19 protein-coding genes are annotated in these 23,279 nt (G+C 69.2%); 11 read left to right on the top strand and 8 right to left on the bottom strand.

Features of this window, described 5'->3' with window-relative positions:
• Positions 1 to 138 precede the first annotated feature (138 nt).
• Both L3Q65_RS30710 and L3Q65_RS30705 read right to left on the bottom strand, forming a co-directional pair.
• Positions 139 to 708 carry a TetR/AcrR family transcriptional regulator gene (locus L3Q65_RS30710; protein WP_237597298.1) on the bottom strand — a complete coding sequence of 190 codons (570 nt, stop codon included), beginning with the start codon at positions 706 to 708 and terminating at the stop codon, positions 139 to 141.
• The gene (locus L3Q65_RS30705) at positions 705 to 1,490 is read right to left on the bottom strand and encodes an SGNH/GDSL hydrolase family protein (RefSeq protein WP_237597297.1); all 786 of its coding nucleotides are present in this window, start codon (positions 1,488 to 1,490) and stop codon (positions 705 to 707) included. Before L3Q65_RS30705 ends, L3Q65_RS30710 begins: the two co-directional genes overlap by 4 nt.
• Positions 1,491 to 1,649: 159 nt before the next feature.
• On the opposite strand from L3Q65_RS30705, the gene L3Q65_RS30700 reads away from it, so the two are divergent.
• The gene (locus L3Q65_RS30700) at positions 1,650 to 2,294 is read left to right on the top strand and encodes a lytic polysaccharide monooxygenase (RefSeq protein WP_237597296.1); all 645 of its coding nucleotides are present in this window, start codon (positions 1,650 to 1,652) and stop codon (positions 2,292 to 2,294) included.
• A 118-nt stretch (positions 2,295 to 2,412) separates the two neighbouring features.
• Positions 2,413 to 3,324, top strand: coding sequence for an NAD(P)-dependent oxidoreductase (locus L3Q65_RS30695; RefSeq protein WP_182889747.1), 912 nt, complete (start codon positions 2,413 to 2,415; stop codon positions 3,322 to 3,324).
• Between the two features lie 3 nt (positions 3,325 to 3,327).
• Here the strand turns inward: L3Q65_RS30695 and L3Q65_RS30690 are convergent, their stop codons facing one another.
• The gene (locus L3Q65_RS30690) at positions 3,328 to 4,806 is read right to left on the bottom strand and encodes a helix-turn-helix domain-containing protein (RefSeq protein ID WP_237600958.1); all 1,479 of its coding nucleotides are present in this window, start codon (positions 4,804 to 4,806) and stop codon (positions 3,328 to 3,330) included.
• Positions 4,807 to 4,906: 100 nt separating this feature from the next.
• Here L3Q65_RS30690 and adh point away from each other — a divergent pair, with 100 nt between their 5' ends.
• The 6 genes from adh to L3Q65_RS30660 all read left to right on the top strand — a co-directional run bounded on the left by adh (position 4,907) and on the right by L3Q65_RS30660 (position 12,319).
• A complete protein-coding gene (gene adh, locus L3Q65_RS30685) occupies positions 4,907 to 6,430 on the top strand; it encodes an aldehyde dehydrogenase (RefSeq protein ID WP_237597295.1) in 1,524 nt (507 codons plus the stop codon).
• Positions 6,430 to 6,801: a DUF779 domain-containing protein gene (locus tag L3Q65_RS30680; RefSeq protein ID WP_182889749.1), complete on the top strand. Its 372-nt coding sequence runs from the start codon at positions 6,430 to 6,432 to the stop codon at positions 6,799 to 6,801. The genes adh and L3Q65_RS30680 overlap by 1 nt, the downstream gene beginning before the upstream one ends.
• 160 nt (positions 6,802 to 6,961) lie before the next feature.
• A complete protein-coding gene (locus tag L3Q65_RS30675; protein ID WP_182889750.1) occupies positions 6,962 to 7,435 on the top strand; it encodes a hypothetical protein in 474 nt (157 codons plus the stop codon).
• A gap of 94 nt (positions 7,436 to 7,529) precedes the next feature.
• Positions 7,530 to 11,015, top strand: a complete 3,486-nt coding sequence (locus L3Q65_RS30670; RefSeq protein ID WP_237597294.1) for an ALF repeat-containing protein — start codon at positions 7,530 to 7,532, stop codon at positions 11,013 to 11,015.
• Between the two features lie 66 nt (positions 11,016 to 11,081).
• Positions 11,082 to 11,603, top strand: coding sequence for a hypothetical protein (locus L3Q65_RS30665; RefSeq protein WP_237597293.1), 522 nt, complete (start codon positions 11,082 to 11,084; stop codon positions 11,601 to 11,603).
• A 26-nt stretch (positions 11,604 to 11,629) separates the two neighbouring features.
• The gene (locus L3Q65_RS30660) at positions 11,630 to 12,319 is read left to right on the top strand and encodes an MOSC domain-containing protein (RefSeq protein WP_237597292.1); all 690 of its coding nucleotides are present in this window, start codon (positions 11,630 to 11,632) and stop codon (positions 12,317 to 12,319) included.
• Here L3Q65_RS30660 and L3Q65_RS30655 read toward each other — a convergent pair.
• Positions 12,296 to 13,870 (bottom strand): beta-N-acetylhexosaminidase, encoded by a 1,575-nt coding sequence (locus L3Q65_RS30655; RefSeq protein ID WP_237597291.1) that lies wholly within the window; start codon positions 13,868 to 13,870, stop codon positions 12,296 to 12,298. The two genes, L3Q65_RS30660 and L3Q65_RS30655, sit on opposite strands and share 24 nt — an antisense overlap.
• A 242-nt stretch (positions 13,871 to 14,112) precedes the next feature.
• The gene (locus L3Q65_RS30650; protein ID WP_237597290.1) at positions 14,113 to 15,987 is read right to left on the bottom strand and encodes a propionyl-CoA synthetase; all 1,875 of its coding nucleotides are present in this window, start codon (positions 15,985 to 15,987) and stop codon (positions 14,113 to 14,115) included.
• A 217-nt stretch (positions 15,988 to 16,204) separates the two neighbouring features.
• Here L3Q65_RS30650 and L3Q65_RS30645 point away from each other — a divergent pair, with 217 nt between their 5' ends.
• Positions 16,205 to 17,926 (top strand): serine/threonine-protein kinase, encoded by a 1,722-nt coding sequence (locus L3Q65_RS30645; protein ID WP_237597289.1) that lies wholly within the window; start codon positions 16,205 to 16,207, stop codon positions 17,924 to 17,926.
• A 113-nt stretch (positions 17,927 to 18,039) separates the two neighbouring features.
• Here L3Q65_RS30645 and L3Q65_RS30640 read toward each other — a convergent pair whose 3' ends face one another.
• Positions 18,040 to 19,608: a dolichyl-phosphate-mannose--protein mannosyltransferase gene (locus L3Q65_RS30640; RefSeq protein WP_182889757.1), complete on the bottom strand. Its 1,569-nt coding sequence runs from the start codon at positions 19,606 to 19,608 to the stop codon at positions 18,040 to 18,042.
• 54 nt (positions 19,609 to 19,662) lie between these two features.
• On the opposite strand from L3Q65_RS30640, the gene rsmI reads away from it, so the two are divergent.
• Entirely contained in the window at positions 19,663 to 20,502 is an 840-nt protein-coding gene (rsmI, locus tag L3Q65_RS30635) for a 16S rRNA (cytidine(1402)-2'-O)-methyltransferase (RefSeq protein WP_237597288.1), read from the top strand.
• A 1-nt stretch (position 20,503) separates the two neighbouring features.
• Here rsmI and L3Q65_RS30630 read toward each other — a convergent pair whose 3' ends face one another.
• Positions 20,504 to 21,643 carry a WD40 repeat domain-containing protein gene (locus L3Q65_RS30630; protein WP_237597287.1) on the bottom strand — a complete coding sequence of 380 codons (1,140 nt, stop codon included), beginning with the start codon at positions 21,641 to 21,643 and terminating at the stop codon, positions 20,504 to 20,506.
• 9 nt (positions 21,644 to 21,652) lie between these two features.
• Entirely contained in the window at positions 21,653 to 22,129 is a 477-nt protein-coding gene (locus L3Q65_RS30625) for a QsdR family transcriptional regulator (RefSeq protein WP_237597286.1), read from the bottom strand.
• A 172-nt stretch (positions 22,130 to 22,301) separates the two neighbouring features.
• Between L3Q65_RS30625 and L3Q65_RS30620 the strand changes: the two genes are divergently transcribed.
• Positions 22,302 to 23,261: a zinc-binding dehydrogenase gene (locus tag L3Q65_RS30620; RefSeq protein WP_237597285.1), complete on the top strand. Its 960-nt coding sequence runs from the start codon at positions 22,302 to 22,304 to the stop codon at positions 23,259 to 23,261.
• Positions 23,262 to 23,279: the final 18 nt, after the last annotated feature.

Below are 23,279 nucleotides of genomic sequence, written 5' to 3'. Positions count from 1 at the left end.
GGGTTTACCCGCGGCTGCGGCGAAGGGCGGATTCCGCGGACGGGATCGAGCGGTTACGGTCGGTTCTGAATGGTCATCCATTCCCGCTGTTCGGCGGAGAGCCAGGGGTGGGGAGGATTCCGGGCTCTCCGCTGAGCTTCACCCCAGATACGCGTCGAGCGTCACCGCCAGCGCCGATTCCGGCGAAGGCGCGAAGCTGGCCCCGGCCAGCGCGCCCCACAGCCACAGCTGCGCGAGACCGTGTAAAGCCGCCCACAGCGACGCCGCGACCAGCCGAGGATCCGTACCCGGACGCAGCCGGTCGTCGTCCGCTTCGGCGCGGTCAAGCCGCACTAGCTCGGCGAAGGTGTCGAAGACGGCACTGCTGGCCGCGACCAGCCCCGGCTCCTGCGGGTCGATGAGGTCGCGACGGAACATCAGCTCGAACATCGCAGGGTTCGTAACCGCGAAGTCGACGTACGCGTGACAGGCGGCCGTGACGCGTTCGCGCGGGGTGCCATCGGGCAACTGTGCGCCGCGATGGAGCAGCTGTGTGAAGCCAAGCGTCGCTACGGCTGACAGCAGCTCCGCGCGTCCCGAGAAGTGACGAAGCGGCGCACCGTGCGACACGCCTGCTGCCTTCGCGATACCGCGCAACGTCACGGCCTCGACGCCGGAGCCGACGAGCAGATCCGCCGCGGTGCGGATCAACCGCTGCCGTGCGCTCATACCTGAGCTTCGGAGAAGGCCACCGGCAGCAGCTCTGGACGCTTCGGCAGGAAGCCGTCGCCAGGGGACCGGCCGGTGAGGTGGTTGCGCAGCCGCGTGATTCCCACCGGCAGCACCTCCTGCCACAGCCAGCGCAGGTCGGCGATCGCGCTGCCCTGGGCCGGAGCGCCAGGAAGCGGCTGGAGCCAGCTGCCGTCGTGCGCGACGCCGAGCCGGTCGAGCACGTGGCCAGCGACGCGCAGATGCCCGGCCCGCGACAGGTGCAACCGGTCCGGCCCGAAGTAACGCGAGTCGTGTGCGGCCTGGTCCGGCCACAGGTCGACGAGCTTCGCGCCGTAGCTGACCGACGCCTCGCGGATGGCGTCGTTGAGCGCGGTGACCCGCGGCCGCATCCGCCCGCCCAGCGGCATGCGGTGCGCGATGTCGCTCAAGGTGAAGGTGACGACCGTCGGCGCGATCTGCGTGCACTGCCGGATCGCGGTGTCGACCCGGCGAGCGACCGTGCGAGCGTCCCAGCCGCGGCTCATCACGTCATTGCCACCGCCGAACAAGGCGATCAGGTCCGGCTCGTGCCGCTCGGCCGTGGGCAGCTGCTCCGCGGCGATCTGGTCCAGCCGCCGGCCGCGAACGGCGAGATTGGCGTAACGGAACGCGGTTTCGTCGCGCGCGAGCCGGCCGGCGACGTAGTCCGCCCAGCCGCGGTACCGGCTGTGATCCGGGTAGGGATCGTCCAGCCCCTCCGCGCAGCTGTCGCCGACGGCGACGAACGTGTGGAAACCCATTCCGTTCTCCGTAACCCCTGGTTCATCTTGTAGACACTGTCTATCAAAGTAAGTAGACGCTGTCTACCTCGGGTGCGCCCGACTTTCGGGTCTACAACGCAGTGCTTCCGGGCCCCTACCGTGGGTGTGGTCTAGACCTCTCAGGAGAGGAATCCCGCGATGAAGTTTTCCCGCTCCGCCGTCAAAGTCGGGATACTGACCGCCGTGCTCGGCACGGTTTCGGTGTTCACCGCCGTCCCGGCCCTCGCGCACGGCTCGATGGGCAACCCGATCAGCCGGATCATGCAGTGTTTCCAGGAGGGTCCGGAGAATCCGCAGTCCGCCGCGTGCAAGGCCGCCGTCGCGGTCGGCGACAGCTGGCCGATCTACGACTGGGACGAGGTCAACATCGGCGACGCCAGCGGCCGCAGCCGCGAGATCATCCCGGACGGCAAGCTGTGCAGCGCCGGCCGCGACAAGTACAAGGGGCTCGACCTCGCCCGCGACGACTGGCCCGCGACCACGTTGCCGAGCAGCGGCCCGTACACCTTCCAGTACCAGTTGACCGCCGCGCACGAGGGCACCTTCGAGCTGTATGTCACCAAGCCCGGTTACGACCCGACGAAACCGCTCAAGTGGTCCGACCTGGAGGACACCCCGTTCTACAAGCAGGACAACCCGCCGATCGCGGGCAACGCCTACCAGCTTCAGGCGAACCTGCCCGGCGGACGCACCGGCCGGCACCTGATCTACTCGATCTGGCAGCGCCACTGGCCCGATTCCGGAGAGGCCTTCTACTCCTGCTCGGACGTGATCTTCAACTGATCACCCCGGCGCGCCCGGCAGAGGCAGCGAAGACCTCTGCCGGGCGGATCATCGAGCCGCTCAAGCGTTTTGTCGGTGCGTTGCGTCATCATGACGGCGTGACGGCATGGAACGAACTATGAAAATCTTGGTGGTAGGCGGCAGTGGCCTGCTGGGCCAGCACGTGCTCGACGAGCTGCGGAACCGCGGGCACGAGACGACCGCCGTCGCGCGTACGGCACGTGAAGGAGTCGACCGGACGCTCGACGTCTCGAAGGCTTCGCACGCCGAACTGCGCGAAGCGCTCGACGGACACGACGGTGTCGTCTTCGCGGGTGGCATGGACGACCGTGCGGTCGGACGCGGACCGGTCGAGCCTCGGCTGCGCGCGGGCAACGTCGCACCAGTCGCCGCGTTGTTGCGCGCGGCGCGCGAAGCAGGCTGTACGCGCGCGGCGGTGCTTGGGTCGTACTACACGTACTTCGACCGCGTGCGCCCTGAATGGGGGTTGGCCGCGAAGCATCCGTACGTGCGCAGTCGGCTGGAGCAGGCCCGCGTGGCGCGCGAAACTGCCGGGCCGGGGTTGCCGGTCGCGGTGATCGAAGTGCCGTTTGTCTTCGGTGTTGCGGAGGGCCGGGTGCCGCAGTGGTCGGTGCCGATCGTCAAGTGGGTCCGTTCCAACTCGCCGCTCTTCGCACCACCCGGCGGGACCGCCGCGACGAGCGCGCGCGGGGTTGGCGTCGCGACGGTGGATGCGCTGGAGCAGGCGTCGGGCGCGGATATCCCGGTAGCAGAGGAAAATCTCCAGTGGACGGACATGTTCGCCCGGCTGGCCGCGGCGGCGGGGCGACCGCGCCGGGTGCGCCCAATGCCGTCCTGGCCGGTGCGCGGCGCGTTCAAACTCGGCGGGTTCCTCAACGGGCTGAGCGGGAAACAGCCGGGGCTGACGGTGCAGCACATGGACGGATTGTTGTTGCGGGAGCTGTATTTGGAGCTCAACTACCCGGCTCCGGTGGACGGGGCGATCCGGGAAACCGCTGTGGCGCGGTAGCACTCAACCCAGCCGGGCCCGGTGCGTCCGCACCGCCGCCAACCGCGGATCCGACGGGGCGAGCACCGAGGCCAGCGCATCCAGGATCGCCAGATCATCAGCACCACAGGAGGTTTCCCAGAACGACCACAACGTATCCGCGTCGCCGCTGTTCAATGCCAGCTGCCGGACCTGCGCGCTGATCGACTCGCGTTCCTCCAGGATCGCGGGCGATTCCGACTCGGCGAGCAGCGGTCCCTGGAACGACCGGACCGCCGCCGCGGCGTCCCCGGCGCGCAGAGCGGCTTTGGTGCGCAGGAAATCCGCGTCCACGGTGGCCGCGAGGCGGTACGGGCGCGTCTGCAACACCCCGGTGCCCAGCTGGGTGCGCAAGCGGTGGATTTCGGCGCGCACGGTTACCGGGTTGCCGGCTTCGCCGTACAGCTGCAACGCCAGCTTCTCCGCCGACAAACCGCGCGGCTGAAGCGCAAGCAGAGTAAGCAATTCGGCGTGCCGCAAGGTGAACGGGATGTCTCGACCGTCCACAGTGGTCGATCCGGGGCCATCGGTGAGGTATTCGAGCGACAACTTCCGCCGGGTCGCGGAGCCGGACGTGGCGATCCGCAGCAGATAGCCCTCGTCGAGCGGGTCGACGGTGGCGACCCGGCCGTCCGGGAGGGTCACGGTGCCGCCGCCTTTTCGTACCTCCACAGTGGATGGAAGGGTGCACGCTTCGGCGGCCAGCACCCGCCCGCCCGCCGAAAGGAGTGCGCCGGGGCGGCCGCGCAACGACGCCAGGTGCGGCATGTTCGCCCGGCGCACCTTCTCGTCGCGGACCGCCAGTTGGGCTCGCAGCCGTCCCTCGGCAAGCTGCGCCGTGGCGGTGACCAGCGACAACATCGCCGGATGCACCGTGCGGAGCGGTCCGCTGACGTCGATCGAGCCGAGCAGTGCGCCGGTGTCCGGGTCGCGTACCGGCGCCGCCGCGCAGGTCCACGTGTGATAGCGGCGGACGAGGTGTTCGGCGGAGTAGATCTGCACCGGCTGTCCGGTCGCGAGCGTGGTGCCCATCGCGTTCGTGCCGATCGCCTCTTCGCTCCACCGTGTGCCTTCGGTGAGCGCGACCTGGTCCGCACGCAGCAGCACGCCGGTCGCGCCCTCGCGCCACAGGATGAGCCCGTTCGCGTCGGTCACGATCATCATGTGCTCGGCGTCGTCGGCGATGCTCACCAGCATCTCGCGCAGCAGTGGCAGCACCGGGGCCAGCGGATGCTCCGCGCGCAGGTCGGTGAGCTCGTCCGGCTCGCAGATCAGCGGGGCCTCGCCTGCGTCCGGATCGACGTGCGCGGCCAGCGAGCGTTCCCACGACGCCGACACCACCGAGCGCGGCGAGCGCGGCGCGGCAGCCCCGGACAGGACCGCTTCGCGGACGTGCCGGAGCAGCTGCGCGTACGACTCCGGATCGCGCAGCAGGTCGGGTTCGGGCGGCTCTGCCACACGAATGAGAGTAGAGACCCTGGTCACAAGGCTGCAACGTCGGCGCAACGTTGCCCGGCCTACGGTCGCTGCCGACCGTCACCGACCAGCAACGAGGCAGGGCAAGATGGCCGTATACGCCGCACCGAACACCGACGGCTCCGTCGTCGACTACGAGACCCGCTACGACCACTACATCGGCGGCGAATACGTCGCGCCGGCCGGCGGGCAGTACTTCGAGAACCCGACGCCGGTGACCGGCAAAACCTTCACCGAGATCGCCCGAGGGACGGCGGCGGACATCGACCGGGCGCTCGACGCGGCCGAGGGCGCCGCGCCCGCGTGGGGTCGCACCTCGCCCGAGGAGCGCGCGAACATCCTGCTCAAGATCGCCGACCGGATGGAGCAGAACCTCGAGCGGATCGCGGTCGCCGAGTCCTGGGAGAACGGCAAGCCGGTCCGCGAGACCCTCGCCGCGGACATCCCGCTCGCGATCGACCACTTCCGCTACTTCGCCGGCGCCCTGCGCGCCCAGGAGGGCGGCATCTCGCAGATCGACGACAACACGGTCGCCTACCACTTCCACGAGCCGCTCGGCGTCGTCGGCCAGATCATCCCGTGGAACTTCCCGCTGCTCATGGCGGTCTGGAAGCTCGCCCCGGCGCTGGCCGCGGGCAACGCGATCGTGCTCAAGCCCGCCGAGCAGACCCCGGCGTCGATCCATCTGCTGATGTCGATCATCGGCGACCTGATCCCGCCGGGTGTGCTGAACATCGTCAACGGCTTCGGCGTCGAGGCGGGCAAGCCGCTCGCATCGAGCGACCGGGTGCGCAAGGTCGCGTTCACCGGCGAGACCACCACCGGGCGGCTGATCCTGCAGTACGCCAGCGAAAACATCATCCCGGTGACCGTCGAACTCGGCGGCAAGAGCCCGAACATCTTCTTCGACGACGTCGCCGCGGCCAACGACGCGTTCTACGACAAGGCGCAGGAAGGCTTCGCGCTCTTCGCGCTCAACCAGGGCGAGGTCTGCACCTGCCCGTCGCGCGCGCTGATCCAGTCCGGCATCTACGACCGGTTCCTCGGCGACGCGGTCGAGCGCGTGAAGAAGATCAAACAGGGCAACCCGCTCGACACCGAGACGATGATCGGCGCGCAGGCCTCGAACGACCAGCTCGAGAAAATCCTGTCCTACATCGACATCGGCAAGCAGGAGGGCGCGAAGGTCCTCACCGGCGGCGAGCAGTCCGACCTCGGCGGCGACCTGTCCGGCGGCTACTACGTGCAGCCGACGGTGTTCGAGGGCGACAACAAGATGCGGATCTTCCAGGAGGAGATCTTCGGCCCGGTGGTGTCCGTGGCGAAGTTCGACGACTACGACGACGCGCTCAAGATCGCCAACGACACCCTGTACGGCCTCGGCGCCGGCGTCTGGTCCCGCGACGGCAACACCGCTTACCGCGCGGGCCGCGACATCCAGGCCGGCCGCGTGTGGGTGAACAACTACCACGCCTACCCGGCCCACGCGGCCTTCGGCGGCTACAAGGCGTCCGGCATCGGCCGCGAGAACCACAAGATGATGCTGGACCACTACCAGCAGACGAAGAACATGCTGGTCTCCTACTCCGACCAGGCGCTGGGCTTCTTCTGATGCCCCAGCGGGTGGACCTGACCCCAGCCGCCGCCGACCTCCTGCGGCGGCTGGTGCCAGTCCACGGACCGGTGATGTTCCACCAGTCCGGCGGATGCTGCGACGGCAGCGCCCCGATGTGCTACCCGATCGGCGAATTCCGGGTCGGCGCCCGCGATGTCCATCTGGGCGACCTGGCGGTGGACGGCATCGACGCGGTGCCGGTGTGGATGTCGGGGCCGCAGTTCGAGTACTGGCGGCATACGCATCTGACGATCGACGTGGTTCCCGGACGGGGCAGCGGGTTCTCTGTGGAGGCCCCGGAGGGGGTGCGGTTCCTCATCCGGTCTCGGTTGCTCAGCGACGAGGAGTCGGCTGAGCTGAACGGGTAAACAGGACAAAAAGGTCAGTGGCGGCGGTGCCCGGTGAGCGTTTCCCGCTCACCGGGCACCGCCGTTTATTTGTTGACTCTCGGCTAAGCGCGCCATTAAGCTTCCTGGTGGTTCGGGGACTGGGGGCAAGCCGCAAGCTGCCCTTTTCGAGGGGATACCAGTGAAACTGTCCGGGCGGGTACTCGCCACGGCAATGCTTTCCGTTGCCGTTTTTCCATTCGCTTCCGGGATTGCCGCGGCCGACGACGCTCCGCCGCCTATTGTCGAGGACTTCGACTATCCCGGGGCGGACCAGATCTACGCTCAGTACCACATTCGGCTGCTGAAGGGCGACGGCCACATCCTGTTCGCCGACTGCGCCTCCGGCGGCACGCTCGTCAAGGTGTGGAGCCGTGCCGCGGCGAACGACTTCTTCTGCTTCCGCGTCACCGGGGAATCCGGCTACCTCACCATGGACGTGCCGGACGTCTACGCAGTCACCGGCGACCAGCACGAGTTGAAGGCGACCGTGGTGGTCAAGAACGTCGCCACGCCGACCGACATCCCGAAGAACACCTACACGCCGGTCGGTGAAGGCGTTGACCCGAAAAACGGGTTCACACCGCTCGTCGAATTGCGGTCCGGGAAATCCTGAACAGTTCCTGCTGAAAAACCTTCGGTGAGTCGTCCGCGCCCTTTTCCGGGCGCGGTTCGGCTCGCTGTCTCGTCGTGTCCAGGGGAGGAACACTGTGAAACCTTTCCGCAGATCCTTGGCAGTGGCGGTCGCCGCGGCGACCGTGTTTTCCGGGCTTTCCGCGGTACCCGCGGCAGCCGCCGATCCAGCGCCGCCGTCCGAGCGGAGCCAAGCCCTCGAACAGCTCAAAACCGGCGGGCCCGGCGTCAAAGCGGCCGCCGAACTGGCGCTCACCGGAACCGATGCCGACGTGCACGCGTTCCTGACCTCCGGCCTCGGTACCGCAGCCGAACGGGACCTGCGAGTGCGGGTCACCCAGCTGATCGCGCATTCCGGTCCGGGCGTGCGCCGTGCCGCGCAGGCGGTGGTTGGCGGCACGGTCGCGGAAATGCAGGCATTCCTGGCCGACGGATGGGCGCAGCCTCGGCTCGACGACATCCGCGTCGAGGTCACGCAGGCGCTCGCGGCGGGCGGCCCCGGCGTCCAGCGCGCGGCTCGGGAAGCGCTCGCCGGGACCCCGGAGCAGCAGCAGGAATTCCTCAGCACCGGCCGGGCGAAGGCACAGGTCGGGGATGACCGGGTGCGGGTCACGCAATTGATGGCCGCCGGCGGTCCGCAGGTGAAGCGGGCCGCGCAGATCGCTCTCAACGGCACTGCCGACGACGTCGCAGAGTTTCTCACCACCGGCTACCAGGTCGCGGTCGCACAGGACCACGAGACGCTGACCGTCGCGCAACTGGCCGATCTCGCGGCAGACGCACAGACTCGTGCCGCCGCGCAGACCGAGACCGCGAAGGAAGCGTCGGCGCAGGCCGTACAGGCTGCGGAGCTCGCCCGGCAGGCCGCGCAGAAGGCCGCCGACGAAACGCAAGCTGCGCATGACGATTCACAACTCGCCGCCGCTGCGGCCGGTCGCGCCGCAGATGCCGCGAGCCGAGCCGCCGACGCCGCGCGAACGGCGATTCACGCGGCGTCGGCAGCGACTAACTCGGCCCGCGTCGCCGCGAATGCCGCGGCTCAGGCCGCGACCGCAGCGGTGCAGGCGGGCCAGGCCGCGACCAGGGCGCGGAGTGCTGCCTCGGCAGCGGCTACCGACGCCGGAAAGGCAGACCAAGCAAGGCAAGCGGCGGTGGACGCCCGAGGCGTCGCACTGAACGCCCGTCGAGCAGCCGAGGCTGCTCGTGGCGCGGTCACCGCGGCATTCGCTGCCGCTGGTGCCGCTACCGCGGCGGCATCGGCAGGCCAGAATGCGGCCCTCGCCAGCGACGCGGCCGACGCTGCTGCCGGATACGCCGGTAACGCCAGCGAACAGGCGAAACGAGCGCGTCGCGCGGCTGCGGCAGCGAGGGCGCAAGCCGCGGAAGCGAGCCGGGCAGCGGCCGCCGCCCGATCACTGGCCAACGAAGCGGTCGCCGCGGCCGACCAGGCAGCCGCTGCGGCGGATTCGGCCGCAGCACACGCATCCGCTGCCGCCGACGCCGCCGATGAAGCTGCCGCGCACGCCGGGGAAGCCGAGCACGCGGCTGAGCGTGCCGAGGCTGCGGCCGCCGAAGCCGACAAGGCAGCGACCGACGCGAAGACCGCGTCCGACACTGCCGCGTCCGTCGCCGCCACCGCTCGCAAGGCCGACGACGAGCGGCTCGTCCAGCAGGAAGCGGAGGACACCGCCGACGCCCAAGCCGCGAAGGACGCCGAAGCCGCGGCCAAAGCCGACGCGACCTGGACTGCCGGACAGGAAGCCAAGCAGGACGCGGAAATCCAGCGGCTGCTCACCGAAGCACGCACTCCGGGCGCCGACCCAGCGGTGGTCGTGCACGACGGCCGCCTGGCCGCCGCCGGTTTGTTCAAACTCGGTGGCCCGTTCACCCGCACCGCAGCCGAAGCCGCGCTGATCGGCGATGACGCCGACGTGCGCAGCTTCGTCTTCACCATCCAGCCCGGGGCGGTGCACCAGGACGACCGGGCGAGCGTCGCCGCGATCGCGGCCTCGACCGAGCACGCCGCCGAGGCTCAGACCGCGAAGACGGTGGTGACCGGCACCGACGCGGAGGTCCAGGACTTCCTGCACAACCGGAAGTACCCCGGCCGCTCCGCCGACGACCGCGTGCTGGCCACGCAGATCATCGCCGCCGGCGGTCCTGGCGTGCAGGCAGCGGGCCGGAAAGCCGTCGCCGGAACGGATGACGACGTCCGCGAGTTCATCCGCACCGGCCAGTACACCGCCCGCGAAGCCGACGATCGCGTGCTGGCCACCCAGGCGGTCGCCACAGGCGGCCCGGAGGTCAAGGCAGCAGGCCGAGCCGCATTGGCCGGCCCGCCGAGCTATGTCCGGACCTTCGTCGAGTCGGGTCTTTACCGGGCACAGCAGCGGGACGCCCTGACCGCGACGCACCGCGCTGAGGTCGCCGGTTACGTCTCTGATGCCGCTCAGTCCGCCGCTTTGGCGCGGCAGAACGCTTTCGACGCCGCTCGTGCTGCCGCCATCGCTCGCGGTGCGGCCGACGACGCTGCCAGGTACGCCTCAGAGGCAGAGAAGTCGGCTGCCGAAGCGCAGACGTACTCGAACCAGGCGTCTGCGTCAGCCGCGGAGGCGAAGAAGTCTGCCGAGGCCGCGGTCGCGTCGGCTAAGCAAGCGACGGACGCCGAAGCCAGGGCAGCGCAGGCGGCCCGGTCGGCGCAGAAGTCGGCCAGCCAGGCACAGGCCTCGGCCTCGGACGCAGCCGGTTCGGCATCCAGCGCACGCTCGGCGGCCAACGACGCGGCGAAGTCGGCTCAGGACGCCGGACGCAGCCGGGACGAGGCTGTGCAGGCGGCCGCGGATGCTTGGAAGCGGGCGGGGGAGCTTTACTTCCGGGAGATGTTCGGGGGTCCGCCGGATCTGTCCGATGAAGCTGGACACCCCTATGCCGACGACGAGGCTGGCCACCCGTTGTTCCACGAACCGAACGCGATGGAGCGGTACCTGCTTCGGGACGCCATTAGGCTGTACAGCAACGAGCAGGTCGCGGCCGGGCTGATCGCTTGCCTCAACCGGCCGATTTCGTGCGAGCTGTTCCGCCATTGGGCCGGGAAGAGCGGTGAGGACTATGTCCTCAGCGGCGTGCAAATGCGGGACCTGTTCAGCGATCCCCAGTGGGCGGCCGATCTGCGCGACAAGCTGGAGCGATATGCCAAGCAGGCGGCGGTGAAGTGCACCGGGCCGATTGGTACCACGTGTGCGCTCAAGCTGGACACGAACTGGATGGGCATGCAGTTCACCGAGGTGCCCGACCACATCTTCTCGTTGCATTCGTTCGACTACCGCGTCACGGGTGATTTGTCCGCACGGGTCACGGGGGACGGTCAGGTGCAGCTGAGCGGAAGCTACCGGGTCGACCTGAAGAAGCAGTACAACTTCGATGCGGACAAGCCGCCGATCCTCGTGCACAAGGTGCCTTATAACGTGAAGGACCTGTCGCAGATGCCCGCGGTCGGGCTGGCGCGGGACTATACGGTGGTGGGAAGCACGAATCAGTATGTGGACCTTCCGGGGCACCGCTGAGCGATGAGTGAACCGTCTTGCAGCGGCCTTCTTGGCGGCTGCAAGACGGTCCCAGGAAGGGAAACGATGAAGTCGCGGTTGCCAGTGGCGGTTGCCGTCCTCCTTTCCGTCGTGGTTTTGGCCGGCTGCGATGGCCAGCCGGATCCGCGGGCGTATCCGGGCAGTGAGAGCGGCGTCAGCTGGGAAGAGGCCTCCGCCCGGTTCCAGATGACGCTGCCGCCCTGTCCGGTGAAGGAATTCCATTTCGACGTCCAGCCGCGACTCACCGAACGGCTCGCCTTCGCCTTCGTGGCACCGAAGTCCTGTGTGGACGAATTCCTGAAGCGCTACGGCGATGACCCGGCGAACCCGACCCGCACGTGGCCGATCGGCGAGGCGCGGCCGCCGTATGACGAGGCGCGGCCTCCGTTCGACGCGGACGAGATGCGGCAGTTCGGCTGGACCCACGATCCGAAGGCGAAGGCCAGTCTCTACACCCGCCTCGAGACGCCGTACCACGCGACCTTCTCGGCGTTCGTGAAATCCGGTCCGGAGGAGACGGTCTACGTGCGGAGCCGCACCTCTGGCTTCCCCGACCGGTCCAAGTAGCCGAGGAAACTTGCTAGGTTCAGCTCATGCTGTCGCTGAAAGACGTCTACGTGGGCGAGCCGACCGTTCTCGGCCACCAGCGGGACCAGCCTGTCCTGAGCGCCATCCGGAAAACCCGGGTCGACACCCCGGAGCTGGCACTGTCCGAGCTCAACCTGGACGGCGACCGCCAAGCCGACCTTTCGGTGCACGGCGGCCCGGACAAAGCCGTCTATGTCTATCCGGTCGAGCACTATCCGGTGTGGACCGCCGAGGGGTACTCCGTGGCGCACGGCGACTTCGGCGAGAACCTCTCCGTCGAAGGCATGCTCGAGAGCGACGCGCGGATCGGCGATGTTTGGGCTTGGGGCGACGCGCTCGTGCAGATCGCCCAGCCGCGGCATCCGTGCTTCAAGCTCGCGATGCGGACCGGGCGCAAGGACGTCGTTCCCGCGATGATCAGCACGAATCGCTGCGGCTGGTATCTGCGCGTGCTGCGTCCGGGCATGGTCCCGACGGCTGGCCCGCTCGACCTCGTGGAGCGGGCCGAGGGGCCGACCGTCGCGGAGACCTTTCTGGTCGCGTCGGCGAATTACGCGCAGTTGCCTGAACCGCGGCCGATGCTGGAGCTGGCCGAGCGCGTGCTGAAGTCGACCGTACTGCCCGAAAGCTATCGCAAAGGGATCAAGTCCAAAGTGGACCGGGCGAAGGGGTTACTTCCAGTCGACCTGCGGTGAGCGGTAGAAGTCGATTCCCTGCGCTTCCCAGCGCGGCGCTTGCTTGGCGATTCGCTCCCGATATCCGTCCCAGGTTCGGGAAGCTCGCGGCGACCAGCCGATTTCCGCGACGCCGGGCAGGCGCGGGAACGCCATGTACTCGATGTCGTCGTTGGTCCGGATGGTTTCCGTCCACAGCGGAGCTTCGACACCGGCCACGGACTTCTCCTCGACACCCGGGACGAGCGTCGCCGGGTCCCATTCGTAGGCGTCGCGGACTTCGACCAGACCGGCCCAATCCTGGCCCAGTTTTGTCGATTCGGTGTACTTCATGTCGAGGTAAGCGTGGTTGGCGGGCGACATGATGAACTTGTTCCCACGCGCCGCGGCGGCGGCCATGTCCGCGTTCGGGCCGCCCTGGTCCCAGTATTGCGGCACGGCGGACGTCGGCAGCGGCGTCTTCACGATTTCGTGCCAGCCGGTGATCAGCTTGCCGTATTTGGCGACCATCGGGCTTACCTTCTCGTAGAAGGTTTTGTAGTCCGCCGCGGACGTCGAATGTGCTTCGTCGCCGCCGATCGCGATGTACTTGCCAGGCGTGATCGCGGCGAGTTCGCGGATCACGTCTTCGACGAATCGGTACGTCGTAGGCGAATTGATGCACAGCGAGCTGTACCCGACCTCGATGTCGGTGCGCGGCGGGACCGCGACCCCGTCGCAGTTCAGTTCCGCGTACACCGACTGGGCGGAGTTCGTGTGCCCGGGCATGTCGATCTCCGGCACGACCGTGATGTGTCGGCTCGCGGCGTAGGCGACGATGTCGCGGTACTGCTCCTGCGTGTAGTAGCCGCCCGGGTCGCCGTAGGCCGCGGTCTTGCCGCCCTCGGTCGCCAATCGCGGCCAGCTCTTGATTTCGATGCGCCAGCCCTGGTCGTCGCTGAGGTGCAGGTGCAGCGTGTTGATCTTGTATTGGACGATCTGGTCGATGTACTTCTTCACCTGCGCAGGAGTGAAGAAATGCCGCGCGACGTCGAGCATCGCGCCGCGGTGGGCGAAGCGCGGGTAGTCGAGGACGCTGCCGCCCGCGATCGTCCACGTGCGGTGCTGCACGCTCTTCGCCTCGACCGCCGACGGCAGCAGTTGCCGCAGCGACTGGACGCCCGTGAACAGCCCGGCGGAGGTGTTGGCGCGCAGCCGGACGCCGTTCTTCGTGACGTCGAGCTGGTATCCCTCGTCGCCGACGCGCGGGTCGGCGTGGCCGAGGTCGAGCGAGATCGCGGACAATCCCGGGCTCGCCGGGACGACCGGCAGCGGGAAGCCAGTCGCGGGGCGCAGCAGGCCGCGCAGGTACGCGGCGACGTCGCCGGTGCCGTGCCCGGCGCGGATGACGGTCAGCGGCGTGAGCCGGAAGGTGGCGTCCGCCTTCGCCACGGCATGCACCGGCATCGGTACGAGGTCGGTGACCTGCCGTTCGCTGGGCGCGGGACTCGCCGCGGCCGGCCCGGGCACTCCCACCGCGGCGAGCCCGAGCACGGTCACCCCAAGCACGGCCCTGGACAGGGTCTTCCTCACGGCATACCTCCGGTCGCGTCGCGGAGAAGGCGGACTCCAAGAGGTATAGACCACTTCGCGCGCCGCTGACAACGTCCGAAAGGGTCGGCTGACACCTGATGTCCCGTTCGCCGGGATGCCCGCAGCGCTCCAATGCCACATTGCGGGTTTCTCGGTAGCGGTGGTGCGCATCCCTCGGCGAGCATCGCGAGAGGGATCCCGCCGCGCAGCACGCTGCTGAGAAAACCCCATGGGGACGATGCTCAGGGCCGCAGGATCGCCCGCAGCGCGTCCAGCACCGACGGGTCCTCGATCGTCGACGGAACCGCCTCGTCGCGTCCGTCGGCGATTCCGCGCATCGTCTTGCGCAGGATCTTCCCCGAGCGCGTCTTCGGCAAAGCGCTGACCACCGAGACGTCCCGGAACGCCGCCACCGGCCCGATATCGCGGCGAACCAGCGCCACCAGCTCGTCCCGCAACTGCTCCTCAGGCACCTCCACGCCGGACTTCAGCACCACGAACCCGCGCGGCACCTGCCCCTTCAACTGGTCCGCGACCCCGATCACGGCACACTCCGCGACCGCCGGATGCGACGCCAGCACGGCTTCCATCGAACCGGTCGACAGCCGGTGCCCGGCCACGTTGATCACGTCGTCGGTGCGGCCCATGACGAACAGGTAGCCGTCCTCGTCGAGGTAACCCGAGTCACCGGTCAGGTAGTAGCCGGGGTAGCGCGACAGGTACGCCTCGCGGTAGCGCTCGTCGTCGCCCCACAGCGTCGGCAGCGAACCCGGCGGCAGCGGCAGTTTCAGCGTGATCGCACCCTCTCGACCGGCTGGCAGCTCCTCGCCTGCTTGATCAAGAATGCGCACGTCCCAGCCGGGCACCGGTTTCGTCGCCGATCCGGGTTTGACCGGCATCGGTTCGAGACCGCGCGGGTTCGCCGCGATCGGCCAGCCGGTTTCGGTCTGCCACCAGTGGTCGACGACCGGCGTGCCGAGGATGTCGTGCGCCCAGTGGTAGGTCTCCGGGTCGAGCCGCTCGCCCGCCATGAACAGGGTGCGGAACTGGGAAAGGTCGTACTTTTTGAGCTCGTCGGCTTCCGGGTCTACCTTCTTCACCGCGCGCAACGCCGTCGGCGCGGTGAACAGCGCTTGCACGCCGTGCTCGGAAATGACCCGCCAGAACGCGCCCGCATCCGGCGTTCCGACGGGTTTTCCTTCGTACAGCACGGTTGTCGCGCCGACCAGCAGCGGCGCGTAGACGATGTACGAATGCCCGACGACCCAGCCGACGTCGGAAGCCGTCCACCACACGTCCCCGGCGTGGACGTCGTACAGCGCGCCCATCGACCACGCCAGCGCGACCGCGTGCCCGCCCGCGTCGCGGACCACGCCCTTCGGCCGCCCGGTGGTGCCGGACGTGTAGAGGATGTAGAGCGGATCGGTCGCCTTCACCGGGACCGGATCGACCGGGTCGGCGTCGGCGACCAGTTCGGTCCAGTCGAGGTCGGCGCCGGACAGTTCCGCGCGCGCCTGCTCGCGCTGGAACACCACGACATGGTCCGGCTGGTGCTCGGTGGTCTCGAGAGCGGCGTCGATGATCGGCTTGTACTCGACGACCCGCGTCGGCTCGATCCCGCACGACGCGGCGAGGATCAGCTTCGGCTTGGCGTCTTCGATCCGCGCCGCCAGTTCCTTCGGCGCGAACCCGCCGAACACCACGGAGTGCACCGCGCCGATCCGCGCGCAGGCGAGCATCGCGATGACGGCCTGGGGGATCATGGGCAGATAGAGGATCACGCGGTCGCCGCGGGTCACGCCGAGCGACGCGAGAGCGCCGGCGAAGGTCGCGACCTCGTCCCGCAGCTCCGCGTAGGTGTAGCGGCGTTTGCGGCCGGTGACCGGCGAATCCCAGATCAGCGCGTCCTGCGCGCCGCGGCCGCCGTCCGCGTGCCGGTCGAGCGCGTTGTAGGAGGTGTTCAGTTCGCCGTCGGGATACCAGCGGTAGAACGGCGCGGCGGACGAGTCGAGCGCGCGGGTGGGCCGCTGCGTCCAGTCGATCGCCCGGGCAGCCTCGAGCCAGAACCGCTCCGGGTCGTCCAGACTGCGCCGATACGTCTCGGTGTACGCGCCCACGAGGTCTCCTTTGACTTCAGACGGCCGAATCTGCCCTCATGATGGCCTTTCCCGCGGCGGAACGCAGGTCAGCGAGGTCAGGCGAGATCGATGCGGTGGATCACGATCCCGGCGCGACCCGGCAACCCCGCGGCGGCTGTGTGCGTCCTAAGCTGGACCGTGGGGAACGGCCGCGCAGCGGCACGAGGACAACACTGACAGTGAGGGGAACCAGCCGGTGAGCGGAATCGCGAGCGCGCTGCTCTCGCTCGCGCACACCTTGTTCGGCCCGGGGTTCTGCCCCGGCGACTGGGTGTGGGCGACGACCACAGCGGGTGCGCTCGTCGCGCTCTTCCCGGCGGCCGGGGCGCTGATCGTGGCGATCGTCCGCAAGGGGACCGGCAACCGGTACGACGCGACGACGCTCACCGTGTTCGGGCTCATCGGCGTGGTCAGCGTCCTGGTGCTGCCGTGGCTGATGGCATCGGGCATCTCAGAGACTTTCCGCGCGGCCAACGCGGGCAGCGCGAGCGGCCTGTCCGCCTCCGAAACCGCCAAGCTGAGCACGAACTACTGCTCGTTCATCGGCGTGCAGAAGACCTACCTCGGCGGCGGGCCGAACGTCTTCGAGACGCTCTTCTACCCGCGCGGTCTCAAGCTGTCGTACGCGCTGTACCTGCTCGCCTTCACCGTGCTGCCGGTCGGCTCGCTGCTGTTCGTGATGCTGCAAGCGCGCACCGCCTTCCGCCGCGGGCCGAAGTGGCCGTCGCGGTTCTTCTGGATCCCCTTCGTGGTCATGGCGGTCGCGAGCTCGGGCATGTCGGCCAACACCGCCGTGCACTTCTGGCTCGGCTTCCTGCCGTTCAGCATCCTGGGGCTGATCCCGGTCGCGCTGGTCGGCCCGCCGCCGTGGTCGGTGATCAACCGGCCGGAACCGCGCCGCGACGAACCGCCCGCCGCGCCGCCTCCGTCGCGCCGGGAGCAACTGCCGCCGCCTCCGCCGCCGCAGAACAAGCAGTACCCGGCCACCGCGCTGGCGTCCGCTCCGGAGCCGCCGCCCGCCGGGATGCTGGCCGCCGCGCCCGGCGCGATCCCGCCGCCGCCCGGTTCGCGCAACGCGGGCAGCAGCCGGTACCGGCGCGTCCGCCAGCTCGGGCACGGCGGGTTCGGCACGGTCTGGGAAGCCGTCGACATGCAGCTCAACCGCACTGTCGCGCTCAAGATCGCGCACGCGCCCGACCGCGACACCGAGGAGCGCATGCAGCGCGAGGCGCGGGCGCTGGCCGTGGTGAACCACCCCAACTGCGTCCGCGTGTACGACCTGGTCGAGGAACCGGACGGGCTCGCGCTCGTCATGGAGTACCTCCAGGGCCGCCCGCTCGCCGAGGTGGTCGACGGACAGGGCCCGATCGACGACGTCGCCGCCGGCCGGCTGTGGTCGACGATGGCGGGTGCGCTGGTCGCGGCGCACGAGCGGGGCGTCCTGCACCGTGACGTGAAGCCGTCCAACGTCATCCTCGACCCGGCGGGCATCGCGCACCTCATCGACTTCGGCATCGCCCGCAGCCAGGGCGATTCCAAGATGACCGCCACCGGGATGATGATCGGCACGCCCGATTTCGTCGCGCCGGAACAGGCGATGGGGTCCCCGGCGAGCCCGGCGTCGGACGCCTGGCAGCTCGCCGCCACGGTCAGCTACGCGCTGTCCGGCCAGCCGCCGCGCGGCACCCGCGAGACGCCGATGGCCGCGCTGATGGCCGCGGCGCGCGCCGATCCGGTCACGCACCTGCCGCAGCGTTCGGTGCACGCGCGGATCCTGGCGGCGTCGCTGGACCCGGAGCCGCGCCGCCGCCCGACGCTGAACTCGGTGCGGCGCGAGGTCGACGGCTGGCTGAGCCGGCAGGGCAAGGCACTGGACGGGCCGGTCACGCAGATTGTGCCGCGCCGGTCGTCCCGGTGAGCCTCGTGAGTGTTGATCACGGTTAGAACGGTGATCAACACTCACGAGGCGTTCGAGCTGCTGGAGCCGACGGCCGTAGCGCCGCCCCTGCTATCCGCCGCCGGGCGCCTACTTCAGCGCCACGAAGGCAGCCACATCTCCGCCTGCCAATGGTCGTTCGTGATCGGGATGCCGTTGAGGATCGGCCACAGCCAGGCGAAGTTCGCGACCACCAGTCCGACGTAGAGCGAGACGACGAGCAGACCGGTGCCCCGCCGTTCGAATCCGCGTTTGGCGCTGCCGAGGATCTGCCCGAGCGCCAGTACCAGCCCGAGCACCAGGAACGGGGCCATCGGGGTGGCGTAGAAGAAGTACATCTGCCGGTCGATGTTGGTGAACCAGGGCAGGTAGCCGGCGAAGTAACCGGTGAGCACGGCGGCGTAGCGCCAGTCCGCGCGGAAGAACCAGCGCCACAGGCCCCAGCCGAGCATCGGGACGGCCAGCCACCACATCGCGGGCGTGCCGATCAGCATCGTCGCGCCGAGGCAGCGCGATTCGCCGCAGCCGGTGACGTTGCCGTCGTAGTAGTAGAGCATCGGCCGCAGGCCCATCGGCCACGTCCACGGCTTCGACTCCCACGGATGCGGATTGTCCTTGGGCGTCAGCAGGGTTTCGTGGAAATGCAGCACGTTGGCGGTGTAGCTGCCGAGCGAGCGCAGCGCGGGCGGGATCCAGCCGAACATGCCCGGGTCGAGGTTCTTGATCTCGGTGTAGTGCCGGTCGGTCGCGGTCTCGCTGGCGAACCACGCCCAGTACGCCGCCAGGTACATCAGCACCGGCACGACGAGGATCGCCCACAGCGCGGGCGCGACGTCGCGGCGGATCGTCCCGACCCACGGCCGCTGCACGCCCGCCGCGCGCCGGGCCGCGACGTCGAAGAACACGGTGAGCAGGCCGAAGGCGGCGATGTAGTAGAGCGCCGACCACTTCACGCCGAAGGTCAGGCCGATCATCAGCCCGGCCGCGAACCGCCACCACCGGAAGCCGAGCTTCGGCCCCCACTGCGATTCGCCGACCCAGCCCTCGCGCACCGCGACGGCCAGCCGCTGCCGTACCTGGTCGCGGTCGCAGAGCACGCAGGCGAACGCGGCGAGCACGAAGAACGCGATGAAGATGTCGAGCATCCCCATCCGCGACTGCAGGTGCAGCACGCCGTCGCAGATCACCAGCACGCCCGCGATGCCGCCGAGCAGCGTCGAGCGGGTCAGCCTGCGCGCGATGCGCACGGTGAGCAGCACGATCAGCGTGCCGGCCACGGCCGACATGAACCGCCAGCCCCAGCCGTTGTAGCCGAAGAGCCACTCGCCGAACGCGATGAAGTCCTTGGCCAGCGGCGGGTGCACGATCAGCTCGTACCCGGCGTTGTCCTCGTACCCGCCGTTGCGCAGCATCTGCGCGGCCTGGGGCACGTAGTGCTTCTCGTCGAAGACGGGACTGTTGTGGTCAGTGGGAAGGCCCAGATTCTGCAGCCGGACGACGCCGCCGATCACGGTCAGCACGATCGTGACGATCCAGCCGCGCAGCCGGTCGGCGGGCATGGCCCGGCCGAGCAGGGTGGCTTCGCGGTCGGTCGGGGGACGGCGCGCGTCGACCGGGTCCGGCCGCACGCTCTCGTCGTCGGCACGGGTCAGCAGCGCGGTCACGGGGCCCGATAGTACGGCCTGATCCACCGGTGGCGTCTGGTTAGGCTGACTGCCATGACTTCTGCCTCCGGCTGGCTCGTCCTCGCCGCCACCCCGCTGGGCGATCCCGGCGACGCGTCCGCCCGGCTGATCGAGGCGCTGGGCTCGGCAGACGTGATCGCGGCCGAGGACACGCGGCGGCTGCGCGGGCTCGCTTCCGCGCTCGGCGTGTCGCCAACCGGGCGGGTGGTCAGCTTCTACGAGGACGTCGAGACCGCCCGGTTGCCGAAGCTGCTGGAGGCGCTGCACGGCGGCGAGACGGTGCTGGTCGTGACCGATGCCGGGATGCCGAGCGTGTCCGATCCGGGCTTCCGTCTCGTGGCCGCGTGCGTCGAGGAGGATCTGCCGATCACCTGCCTTCCCGGCCCGTCGGCGGTGACGACGGCGCTCGCGTTGTCCGGGCTGCCCTGCGACCGGTTCTGCTTCGAGGGCTTCGCGCCGCGCAAGCCTGGCGAGCGGTCGAAGTGGTTCGCGGAGCTGGTGAGCGAGCGCCGGACTGTCGTGTTCTTCGAATCGCCGCACCGGATCGCGTCCCTGCTGGCGGACGCCGCCGCCGCGCTAGGTGGCTCGCGGCGGGCCGCGGTGTGCCGGGAGCTGACGAAGACGTACGAAGAGGTCAAACGCGGCACTCTTGCGGAACTTGCCGAGTGGGCAGCGGACGGGGTCCGCGGCGAGATCTCGGTGGTGCTGGAGGGCGCGGCTCCTCGGCAGGCGTCGGTGGCGGACCTGGTGCCGGAGGTCGCGGAGCGGGTCGCGTCGGGGGAACGGCTGAAGACCGTCGCGGCCGAGGTGGCCGGTGCGGCTGGGGTGTCCACGAAGGAGCTTTACGCGGCGGTGCTCGCGGCCCGGAAGTGAGTTAGTACCGGTGGACGTTGGTCCATGCTCGGCTCCGCAGCCAGTGCGGGTCACCGGGCGAGGTTTTGGTGATCGTGGCCAGTTCCTCCGGCCGCCAAGTGCCGACGCCGTCGGTGTGCACGACGTGGTCTTCCGTCAGGCCCTCGTCGGGAATTTCCTTGGTGCTGGCGAGGAACTCGGCGACGGTGGCCGGATCCGCGACGGTGCGGGGAGAAGGAACGGGCACCAGCGCGAGTTCGCAGTCTCCGGCGACTACGAGGTCACCGCTCGACGTCGAGGCCAACGAGGTCACTGCCGAGCGGAGCAGTTTGTGCTTCGTGGTTCGGCCGCGCTCGACGTCGAACTCCAGCAAGGTGCCCGACGGCGTCCCGATCCACAGTGCGCCAGGCCGCGCGCCGAACGCGACGTTGCCCCAGGGCCAGGAGGCATTCCGCTTGAGCCGTTTCGGTTCGCGGAGCGAGATCTTCCTGACCCGGCGCAGCGAAGGGAACTCGAACACCAGGACTTGGTGTTCGTAGGTGTTGCCGCGAATCGCCAGGTACCGCCCGTCGGAGCTGAAGACCGGAAGTCCCCAGCAGTTGGACTCCAGAATCAGGGCCAGGTCAAGGAACCGCAGCTTCTCGCCTGGGCGGGAGAAGAGCACAAAGCTCGCGCCCTGGTCGCTCTGCATCGTGGCGACCAGCCCGCCCGCCGGATGCGCGACGATGCCGCCGTCCCACACCGGGGCAGGCATGACGGCCCCAGTGCCGAGATCGATGACATCCGAACGGTCGTAGCGTTCGGGTGGGGTGGGCGACGTCCACAGCGACTGGCCGTCCGGGCTGAAGGCCACGTCGAAGGAGACGGCGACGTCCAGCACCGAGGTGCCGTTCGGGGTCCAGCGCACCGTTTCCCCGCCGGCGGACACGACCAGTTCCGGCCGCTCCGGATGCCAAGCGACGACGGGCCAGTGGTCGAACTTCCCGTACTCCGCGGAATCCGCGCCTACCGAGCCGATTTCGCGGAGTACTCGCTCGGCGTAGTAGAGATGCACCGCGGGCCGATCCTGATCGATCCCGGCGACGAGCGGCAGTTTCGGATGGCACACCAGCTTGCCGATCGAAGCGGTCGGGATCCGGGCGATGGCCTGGACAGCAGTCACCAGAAAACTTTACCGACCGCGCAACAGCATTTTCGCCGCTACCAAAGCCTTTTCCGCGTCCGGCTCCTCGCCGGTGATGGCATCGGTGTAGATGAACGACTCTCCGACCCGAACCAGCAGATACGCCAGATCCGCTACCGGCAGCGGTGACTCCAGCCGCCCAGCCGCGACCTCGTCGGACAGCAACGCCTGCACCTTCTCGATGGTCCGCGACTGCACCAGGCTCGCCTTGGTCGTCAGCAACCGCAGCGCACGCTCCGGCTCCCGGCGCAAGAACGCGCGGAACGGTTCGGAAGCGTTGACCGTGCGCACGAACGTCCCGATCGCCTCCGCGACGCCGTCCCCGCCGCGGCCCGCGTAACTGACGTTATCCAGCACCGCGGAGGTCTCCGCCCACAGGATTTCGCTCAGCAGATGGTCCCGGCTGCCGACCCAGCGGTGCAGGGTCGCGCGGCTGACGCCGAGGTCGCCGGCCAGGTCGCGCATGTCGACGCGGTCTCCGGCGAGGAACCGGGCGCGGGCAAGGCGGAAGGCCGCGACCGCGTCGGGTCGCGAGGTGCGGGTGGACAGTGGCGTGTCGATGGGTGAGACGTTAGCAGAGAGTGTCTCAGAGATGAGACGTATGGCAGAATGTCTCACGACGAGAGGAGCCGCGAAGATGCGTGCTGTGCAGGTGACCGAGTTCGGCGGTCCCGAGGTGCTGAAGCCGGTCGAGCTGCCGGATCCGGTGGCCGGGCCGGGGCAGGTGCTGATCGAGGTCGACCGCGTCGGGCTGAATTACGCGGATACGCATCAGGCGGAGAACTCGTATCTCGCTCCGAGCAAGCTGCCGCTCGTGCCAGGCGGCGAGGTCGTCGGCCGCACGGCGGACGGCAAGCGCGTGGTCGCGCTGCTCAACGACGGCGGCGGCTACGCCGAGCGCGTCGTGGCCGACGAGGCCATGACGTTTCCGGTTCCGGATGGCGTCGACGACCTGAACGCGCTGTCGATGCTGGTCCAGGGCGCGACCGCGTGGATCATGCTGCGCAAGAACGCCCACCTCGATCCAGGCGAGACCGTGGTCGTGCACGCCGCGGCGGGCGGGGTCGGATCGATCGCGGTGCAGTTGGCGAACGCGTGGGGCGCGGGCCGGGTGATCGCGACCGCGAGCAGCGAGGAAAAGCGCGAACTGGCGATCGAACTCGGCGCGGACGTCGCGGTCGATTCCCGCGCGGAGAACATGACCGAGGTTCTGCGGGAGGCCAACGGCGGCAAGCGGGTCGACATCGTTCTCGACATGGTCGGCGGCACCACGACCGACCAGAGCATCGCCGCGCTGGCCCCGTTCGGCCGCCTGGTCTTCTACGGGATGGCCGGCCGCCGGTCGCCGAAGCCGATCGAATTGCGCAATCTGCTCGGCCACAGCACGACCGTCGCCGGGATGTGGCTGCCGCACGTGTTCCGCTTGCCGGGCAACGTTTTCGGCACCGCGCTCAGCGACTTGTTCACCATGGTGCAGGACGGCAAGCTCCGCGCGATCGCGGGCGGCGAGTACGCGCTGGCGGACGCGCGGAAGGCGCACGAGGCGCTGCGGTCCCGAGGCACGACGGGCAAGTTGCTGCTCGACCCGCGTAAGTAAGGCTCGTGAGCGGTAAAC

Origin of the sequence: Amycolatopsis sp. FU40 (assembly GCF_021903635.1) — a bacterium.
GTDB classification, from domain to species: Bacteria; Actinomycetota; Actinomycetes; order Mycobacteriales; family Pseudonocardiaceae; genus Amycolatopsis; species Amycolatopsis dendrobii.
This window is presented reverse-complemented; position numbering and strand designations above follow the sequence as displayed.

Bases quoted from the DNA above. Each gene is read 5' to 3' on its own strand.
- L3Q65_RS30710 (WP_237597298.1), bottom strand. From the start codon at position 708: ATGAGCGCACGGCAGCGGTTGATCCGCACCGCGGCGGATCTGCTCGTC.
- L3Q65_RS30705 (WP_237597297.1), bottom strand. From the start codon at position 1,490: ATGGGTTTCCACACGTTCGTCGCCGTCGGCGACAGCTGCGCGGAGGGG.
- L3Q65_RS30700 (WP_237597296.1), top strand. From the start codon at position 1,650: ATGAAGTTTTCCCGCTCCGCCGTCAAAGTCGGGATACTGACCGCCGTG.
- L3Q65_RS30695 (WP_182889747.1), top strand. From the start codon at position 2,413: ATGAAAATCTTGGTGGTAGGCGGCAGTGGCCTGCTGGGCCAGCACGTG.
- adh (WP_237597295.1), top strand. From the start codon at position 4,907: ATGGCCGTATACGCCGCACCGAACACCGACGGCTCCGTCGTCGACTAC.
- L3Q65_RS30680 (WP_182889749.1), top strand. From the start codon at position 6,430: ATGCCCCAGCGGGTGGACCTGACCCCAGCCGCCGCCGACCTCCTGCGG.
- L3Q65_RS30665 (WP_237597293.1), top strand. From the start codon at position 11,082: ATGAAGTCGCGGTTGCCAGTGGCGGTTGCCGTCCTCCTTTCCGTCGTG.
- L3Q65_RS30660 (WP_237597292.1), top strand. From the start codon at position 11,630: ATGCTGTCGCTGAAAGACGTCTACGTGGGCGAGCCGACCGTTCTCGGC.
- rsmI (WP_237597288.1), top strand. From the start codon at position 19,663: ATGACTTCTGCCTCCGGCTGGCTCGTCCTCGCCGCCACCCCGCTGGGC.
- L3Q65_RS30625 (WP_237597286.1), bottom strand. From the start codon at position 22,129: ATGCGCGACCTGGCCGGCGACCTCGGCGTCAGCCGCGCGACCCTGCAC.
- L3Q65_RS30620 (WP_237597285.1), top strand. From the start codon at position 22,302: ATGCGTGCTGTGCAGGTGACCGAGTTCGGCGGTCCCGAGGTGCTGAAG.